A 6,407-nucleotide genomic window follows, 5' to 3' on the forward strand; every position below is an offset into this window, starting at 1 on the left:
CGCGTCCCGCGACGGGATCGGCGTCCGGTGGCCCGGGTGGACAGTCGCGCAGCGTAGCCGGACATCGCCACCCATCGGTCGCCCGCAGGGTTGACCCGGGTGGACCCGACCGACGCCTCCCAGACTTGCGCAGTACCCTCTATCGCCATGGGCGACCACGACGACCTGCGTAAATTCATCACCGACCTGGCTGTGGTCCATGGCCGTGTGGTGCTCTCGTCGGGCCGTGAGGCGGACTGGTACGTCGACCTGCGTCGCGTGACGCTCCATCACCAGGCGGCACCGTTGGTCGGCCGGGTGATGCGTGACCTCACCGCGGACTGGCAGTACGACGCCGTCGGTGGGCTGACCCTCGGGGCCGACCCGATCGCCGCCGCGATGCTGCACGCGTCGGCCGGGACCGACCGGCCGCTGGACGCATTCGTGGTTCGCAAGGCCGGCAAGGCGCACGGCCTCCAGCGGCGCATCGAGGGGCCGGACGTGGCCGGTCGTCGGGTCCTGGCCGTCGAGGACACCTCGACGACGGGCGGCAGCGTGTTGACCGCCGTCGAGGCATTGCGTGAGGCCGGGGCCGAGGTGGTGGGTGTGGCGGTTATTGTTGATCGAGGCGCCGGCGACGCGGTGCGAGCCGCCGGACTGCCGTACCGGGCGGCCTATACGTTGGCTGACCTCGGCCTTGTGGCGTAAAAGTTTGCCGATTCGGATCTGCTGATATGCAGGCGGATCGATGCTGCTGGTGGAAGGATGGAATACGTGGGAACTGCGTTGGCTGAAATGACCATGCCTCAGATCTCGCCGCTTGCCGGCGAGCCGATCGAACGTGCCGATGCCGAGCGTCTCGCGGGGGTGCTGAAGGCCCTCGCCGACCCTGCCCGGCTGCGGCTGCTCAGCCTGATCCAGTCGGCGCCCGAGGGCGAGGCGTGCGTGTGTGACCTCACCGCACCGCTCGGCCTCTCGCAGCCGACGGTCAGTCACCACCTGCGCATCCTCACCGAGGCCGGCTTGCTGGAGCGGGAGAAGCGTGGTGTCTGGGCGTACTACCGGCTGGTGCCGACCGCGATCGCCACGATCGCGGATCTGCTCACCCCGCCGCGTAAGCGGGCCACCAAGAAGGCCCGCTGAAACCGGACGTGTCCGAGGTCCGGGTTGGCTGTCCGGGGTCGTGGCGCGGCGTCAGACCGTGTGCCAGGGGTGGCGCCACCACCGGACGGTGACGGCTGCCCGTCATCCGTACCACCCGCAGGTCGACAGGTAGCTGATGGCCGGCCCCCAGCGAAGGGGCCGGCCATCGGCGTACCTGGGATCAGCGGCGGTGGCGCGGGTCGCGCCGGCGGTGGTCGTCGCCCTCGATCGCGTCGCGCACCGCGTCGACCGCGCCCGCCGCGCTGGCCGCCGCGACCACCGCGGCCGCCTCGCCGCGCTTGCGGGCCCGCCGGTCGCGGAGGAACTCGAAGAAGATCGGCAGCACCGAGATCAGGATGATCACCGCGACCACCGGCAGGATGTACCGGTCGATCTTGTCGCCGATCGCGTGGTAGATCTGGTCGGCCAGCAGGTAGCCGATCAGCAGGATGCCGTCCACCCAGAGGACCGCGCCGACGATGTTCCACAGCAGGAACTGCCGGGCCGGCATGCCGAGCACGCCGGCCACCGGGTTCAGGAAGGTCCGCACGATCGGGATGAACCGGGCCAGCACCACGGCCTTCGCCGGGCCGAACTTCTGGAAGTAGTACTCGGCCTTCGCCACGTACTCCCGCTTGAACAGCCGGGAGTTGGGGCGGTCGAACATCCGCCGACCGTACCGGGCGCCGAGCCAGTGCCCGAGCTGGGCACCGGCGATCGCGCAGAGCGGGCCGCCGATCAGCAGCCCGGCCAGCGACAACCGGGTGCCGCTGCCGAAGATCGCGTCGGCCACCGGTGAGGCGGCCACCCCGGCGAGGAAGAGCAGCGAGTCGCCCGGGAAGAAGAAGCCGACGAGCAGGCCCGTCTCGGCGAAGAGGATCGCCCAGACGCCGATCATCCCGAAGGTGTGGATCAGGTCCTTCGGATCGAGCGGGTTCAGGGCGACGCTCTCGGAGAACATCCGGGTCTTCTCAGCTGTGTCCACGGCCACAAAGGGTACCCGGGCCCGGTCCGGCACCGAGCCGGACCGGGCGTACGGGCACTAGAGCCGCGGATCGACCGGTTCCGACTCGCACGCGAGGATCGCGAAGACCAGCTCGTGCCGCCGCCAGAGCGGGGCGTCCTCGGCGAGCGCGTCCAGGGCGGCCAGGCCGAGGCCGTGCTCGCGCAGCGCCAGCCCCCGCTTGCGGCCCAGCGAGCGCTTGCGCAGCGCGGCGAGCTGACTCGGCTCGGTGTACCCGGGACCGTAGATGATCCGCAGGTACTCCCGGCCCCGGCACTTGATTCCCGGCTGGAGCAGCGACCCCTTCGGCGAGCGGGCGGCGAGGCCCGCGTATGGCTTGACCACCATGCCCTCGCCGCCGGCTGCGGTCAGCGCCAGCCACCAGCCGGTCGCCGCCGCCACCGCCGCCTCGTCGGTCAGGCCGACCACCTGCCGTCGGGTCGGGGTGAAGAACTCCGGGTCCGCCGCACACAGTCGGTCGGCCAGGGACAGGTGCCAGCCGTGGTCGCGGTCGGCGTAGCTCGCCCCGGCGCCGGCCAGCACGGCGAACGGCGCGAGCGTCACCCCGCGCAGCCCGTCGGTCGGCCCGACGTACACCCGGTACGCCGCCGAGTATGCCTCGACCTCGGCCGCCCGGTCGGCCATCCGGCCACGCAGCTCACCCACCGGCAACCCCCGCCCGGCGGCGGCAGCCAGCGTGCCGAGCACCGCCGGCACGGCGGCCCGGCCGGCGGCGCCGACCCCGGCGTACTGCTCGCGGATCAGCCCGCCCGCCTTCGCCGACCAGGGCAGCAGCTCGCAGTCGAGCAGCAGCCAGTCGGTGTCCAGCTCGGCCCAGAGGCCGGCCGTGCTCACCGCCGCGCGTACCCGGGCCAGCAGTTCGTCGTCGAGCGGCGGCCCGAAGAACGGCCGGCCGGTACGGGTGTGCACCGCGCCGCCGGCGAACCGCCCCGGCTCCCGCTCCACCAGCACCACGGCCCGGGAGCCCATGTGCTTCTCCTCGCAGACCACCCGCTCGACGCCGGCCGAGCGGTAGTCGGCGAACGCCTGCTCCGGGTGCTCCAGGAACCCGTCGACGGTCGACGTCGAGCAGGGCGCCATGGTCGGCGGCAGCCAGACCAGCCGGCCCGGGTCGACCGCGTACCGGCTCATCACCTCCAGCGCGGCGGCGGCGTTCTCCGCCGGCACGGTCAGGGTCCCGTACGCGTGCGTCAGATGCCGCCGCCCGGTGACGTCGGCCAGGTCCAGCACGGTGTCCGGCCGGGCCGGCGTGGCCGGGACCAGCGGACGGGCCGGGGCGTACCACTCCTTGACGGCCGGGACGGAGACCAGCTCCTTCTCCGGGTACCGCAGTGCGGTGAGCCGGCCGCCGAAGACGCAGCCGGTGTCGAGGCAGATGGTGTTGTTCACCCACTCCGGCTCCGGCGTCGGGGTGTGCCCGTACACGACCATGGCCGAACCCCGGTAGTCGCGCGCCCACGGGTAGCGGACGGGCAGGCCGTACTCGTCGGTCTCGCCGGTGGTCTCCCCGTACAGCGCGAACGACCGCACCCGGCCGGACGCCCGGCCGTGGTACGCCTCCTTGAGGCCGGCGTGCGCCACCACCAGCCGTCCGCCGTCCAGCACGTAGTGGCTGACCAGCCCGTCGATGAAGGCCGCCGTCTCCGCGACGAAGCTCTCCGGCTCCGACTCCAGCTGGGCCATCGTCTCGGCCAGGCCGTGGGTGAGCCGCACGTCCCGGCCGCGCAGCTTGCGCAGCAGCTTCTGCTCGTGGTTGCCCGGCACGCACACCGCGTGCCCGGCCGCCACCATGCTCATCACCAGGCGGAGCACGCCGGGGGAGTCCGGGCCGCGGTCCACCAGGTCACCCACGAAGACCGCGGTACGGCCGGCCGGGTGCACCGCGTCCACCGGGCGACCCGTCTCGTCGCGGTGCAGTGCGTAACCCAGCCGGAGCAGCAGCGCCTCCAGTTCCTCGCGGCAGCCGTGCACGTCGCCGACGACGTCGAACGGCCCGGTCAACTCGCGCCGGTCGTTGAACAGCTTCTCGTAGCGGATCTCCGCGGCGTCGATCTCCTCGGTTCCGCGCAGCACGTGCACCTTGCGGAAGCCCTCCCGGGCCAGCCGCCCATACGACTGCCGCAGGTCCCGCTGCATTCGGGCGAGCACCTGCCGGCCGTGGGTCCGGTCGGCCCGCGCGTGCGTACGCTCCCAGGCCAGCGCCTCCGGCACGTCAAGCACGATCGCCACCGGCAGCACGTCGTGCTCGCGGGCCACCTTCACCAGCGCGGCCCGGGCGTGTGGCTGGAGGTTGGTCGCGTCGACCACGGTGAGCCGGCCGCGGCGCAGCCGGATGCCGGCGACGTGGTGCAGCGCGTCGAACGCGTCGCCGGAGGCGGACTGGTCGTTCTCGTCGTCGGCCACCATCCCGCGGAAGGCGTCCGAGGAGAGCACCTGGCTGGGCCGGAAGTGCCGCCGGGCGAAGGTGGACTTGCCGGATCCGGAGACGCCGACCAGCGCCACCAGGGCGAGCTCGGGAATGTCCAGGGTGGTCATCGGGTCGTCTCCGCCTTCCGGGTCAGCACCGCCAGCTGGGTCGGCGCGCCCACTTCGGGATCGTCGTCGCCGATCCCGCCGATGACGGCGAGATAGCCGTGGGCCGCCGCGACCCGCTCGACCCAGGTGGCGAACTCGGCCCGGGTCCACTCGAACCGGTGGTCGGCGTGCCGGAACCGGCCCGCGCCCAGCCCCTCGTAGCGGACGTTGTACTCGACGTTCGGCGTGGTCACCACCACCGTCGCCGGCCGGGCGTGCCCGAAGACGGCATCCTCCAGCGCCGGCAGCCGCGGCGGGTCGAGGTGCTCGATCACCTCCATCAGCACCGCCGCGTCATAGCCGCGCAGCCGGTCGTCCCGGTAGGTCAGCGCCGACTGCCACAGCGTGATCCGGTCCCGCTGCCGCTCCGGCAGCCGGTCCAGCCGCAGCCGCCGGGCGGCCAGGGTGAGCGCGTGGCTGGACACGTCGGTGCCGACGACCTCGGTGAACCGCCGGTCGGCGACCAGCGCGCTGAGCAGCGCCCCGCCACCGCAGCCCAGGTCCAACACCCGGCTGGCACCACTGGCCCGCAGCGCGGCCAGCACCGCCTCGCGCCGGCGTACGGCCAGGGAGGCACGAGGCGTCTCGGCGGGCTGCTCGCTCTCGACACTGTCGTCGGCGGGCGGCTCGTCGGTCAGCCGCAGCTCGGCCAGGCGGGCCAGGGCCTCGCCGGCGAGGGCGCGGCGGTGCGCCAGGTAGCGGCGGGTGATCAGGGCACGCTCCGGGTGGTCGGCCAGCCAGCCGGCGCCGGCCCGGAGCAGCTTGTCCACCTCGTCCGGCGCCACCCAGTAGTGCTTGGCGTCGTCCAGCACCGGCAGCAGCACGTACAGGTGGTTGAGCGCGTCGGCGACCCGTAGCGTGCCGGCCAGCGTCAGGTCGACGTAGCGGCTGTCACCCCACTCCGGGTACGCCTCGTCCAGCGGGATCGGAGTGGCGGTCACCGTCCAGCCCAGCGGGGCGAAGAGCCGTACGGCCAGCTCGGCGCCGCCCCGGCAGCGCAGCACCGGCACCCGCACCTCCAGCGGGATCGCGGTGGCGGCCAGCTCCGGCCGGTCGCGGGACTCGCCGCGCAGCGCCGACCGGAACACCTTGGTCAGCGCCGACGAGAGCAGGCTGGACGCCGCGTACGGGCGGTCGTTGACGTACCGGCCGAGGGTGAAGGTGTCCGGGGTGGCCGCCTGCTTTCGGCCCCGACCGCCGCCCAGCTTCAGCGGGTCGATCTCGACCAGCAGCGCCGCCGTGCACCGCTGCTCGTCCGCCTCCGGGTAGAGCACGTGCGCGGTGCCGGCGGGCAGCTCGAAGCTCTGCACGCGGTCCGGGTGCTTGACGAGGAGGTGGCCGAGGTCGGTCGCGGGGCGGTGGGTCGTGGTCAGGGTCAGCAGCACGGCTCTGATGCTCTCATCGGTGTCGATCGCGTTTCTCGGGTCGCTGCGCGTGGGGGTTTCCGGGGAGCCCCACCCGCTCCGGGCGGTCAGGCTTGATCCCTCCGCGGGCGGGGCTCCCCGGAAACCCGGTCGTGGTCGGGCGCCGTACGGGCCCTGCTGCTGTTGGGGTGTGGGTCTTGGGGGTGACCTGGATATGGAGGTGCCCCCCCCCCGGGGGGGGGGGGGCCCCCCCCGGGGGGGGGGGGCGGCGGCGCAACCGGGGCGGCCCCGGCGCGGCACGACCTATCCCGCCCCCCCCGCGC

The 6,407-nt window shown here is 73.4% G+C and carries 5 protein-coding genes; 2 read left to right on the forward strand and 3 right to left on the reverse strand.

Annotation, left to right across the window (positions count from 1 at the left end):
- The first annotated feature begins 147 nt into the window (after positions 1-147).
- Positions 148-687: an orotate phosphoribosyltransferase gene (pyrE, locus tag ACFYOS_RS30885; protein WP_387149091.1), complete on the forward strand. Its 540-nt coding sequence runs from the start codon at positions 148-150 to the stop codon at positions 685-687.
- Between the two features lie 57 nt (positions 688-744).
- Positions 745-1,122, forward strand: coding sequence for a helix-turn-helix transcriptional regulator (locus ACFYOS_RS30890; RefSeq protein WP_007073957.1), 378 nt, complete (start codon positions 745-747; stop codon positions 1,120-1,122).
- Positions 1,123-1,303: 181 nt separating this feature from the next.
- On the opposite strand, the gene ACFYOS_RS30895 is transcribed toward ACFYOS_RS30890, so the two are convergent.
- From ACFYOS_RS30895 to ACFYOS_RS30905, 3 genes are read right to left on the reverse strand one after another with little or no spacing between them, the layout of a single operon-like run.
- Positions 1,304-2,140 (reverse strand): DedA family protein, encoded by an 837-nt coding sequence (locus ACFYOS_RS30895; RefSeq protein WP_387149093.1) that lies wholly within the window; start codon positions 2,138-2,140, stop codon positions 1,304-1,306.
- A 24-nt stretch (positions 2,141-2,164) separates the two neighbouring features.
- A complete protein-coding gene (locus tag ACFYOS_RS30900) occupies positions 2,165-4,681 on the reverse strand; it encodes a polynucleotide kinase-phosphatase (protein WP_387149095.1) in 2,517 nt (838 codons plus the stop codon).
- Complete coding sequence (locus ACFYOS_RS30905; RefSeq protein ID WP_387149097.1) at positions 4,678-6,105, reverse strand: 3' terminal RNA ribose 2'-O-methyltransferase Hen1; 1,428 nt, start codon at positions 6,103-6,105, stop codon at positions 4,678-4,680. The genes ACFYOS_RS30900 and ACFYOS_RS30905 overlap by 4 nt, the downstream gene beginning before the upstream one ends.
- Positions 6,106-6,407 lie beyond the last annotated feature (302 nt).

The sequence above is a fragment of the Micromonospora sp. NPDC005806 genome, from assembly GCF_042871425.1.
In the GTDB taxonomy this organism is placed as follows: domain Bacteria; phylum Actinomycetota; class Actinomycetes; order Mycobacteriales; family Micromonosporaceae; genus Micromonospora.

Excerpts from the sequence above, each read along its gene's own strand:
- ACFYOS_RS30890 (WP_007073957.1), top strand. The coding sequence starts at position 745 with ATGGAATACGTGGGAACTGCGTTGGCTGAAATGACCATGCCTCAGATC.
- ACFYOS_RS30900 (WP_387149095.1), bottom strand. The coding sequence starts at position 4,681 with ATGACCACCCTGGACATTCCCGAGCTCGCCCTGGTGGCGCTGGTCGGC.
- pyrE (WP_387149091.1), top strand. The coding sequence starts at position 148 with ATGGGCGACCACGACGACCTGCGTAAATTCATCACCGACCTGGCTGTG.